The 633-nt window shown below is 49.6% G+C and carries 1 protein-coding gene; it reads right to left on the minus strand.

Annotation, left to right across the window (positions count from 1 at the left end):
• Nucleotides 1-633, minus strand: a 633-nt coding sequence (locus tag R7Q48_RS28420; protein WP_318133673.1) for an efflux RND transporter permease subunit, incomplete at both ends; no start/stop codon positions are given.

The following is a 633-nucleotide window of genomic DNA, read 5'->3' on the forward strand; positions in this document are numbered from 1 at the left end:
AGTCTTTGTCTTCAACAAAAACTGGCAGTGGTTTGTGTTTTTCAGCTAGGTAGCTGTAAATCACAGGTAGTACGAATAGCGTGAACAACGTACCAAGTGCCAAACCAGCCACGATTACGATACCGATACTAAAGCGCTGTGCTGCGCCTGCACCCGTTGCGTACATGAGTGGGATAAGACCCGCAATCATCGCCGCAGTGGTCATAAGAATTGGACGTAGACGAACTTTCGCCGCTTCCATTACCGCATCGATTCGAGACAGTTTGTTGTGCAATTGCTCTTCTTTTGCTACTTCACAGATCAAGATACCGTGTTTGGTGATCAGACCGACCAACGTGATCAGACCGACCTGCGAGTAGATGTTCATCGAGGCTGTGCCCCAAGCCAAGGCGATCAACGCACCACACACCGCCAGCGGTACCGATACCATGATAACGATAGGATCACGAAGTGATTCAAATTGAATCGCGAGAACCAAGAAGATGATGGCTAACGCAAGACCAAATGTTGCGTATAGCGCGCTACCTTCCGTCACGAACTGACGTGCTTCACCCATGTAGTCGTGGTTGTAACCGGCAGGCAGTTTGTTCTGCGCTACGTCCTCGAACCAGTTAATTGCATCACCCATTGCGA

It is taken from the genome of Vibrio sp. 378 (assembly GCF_033339435.1).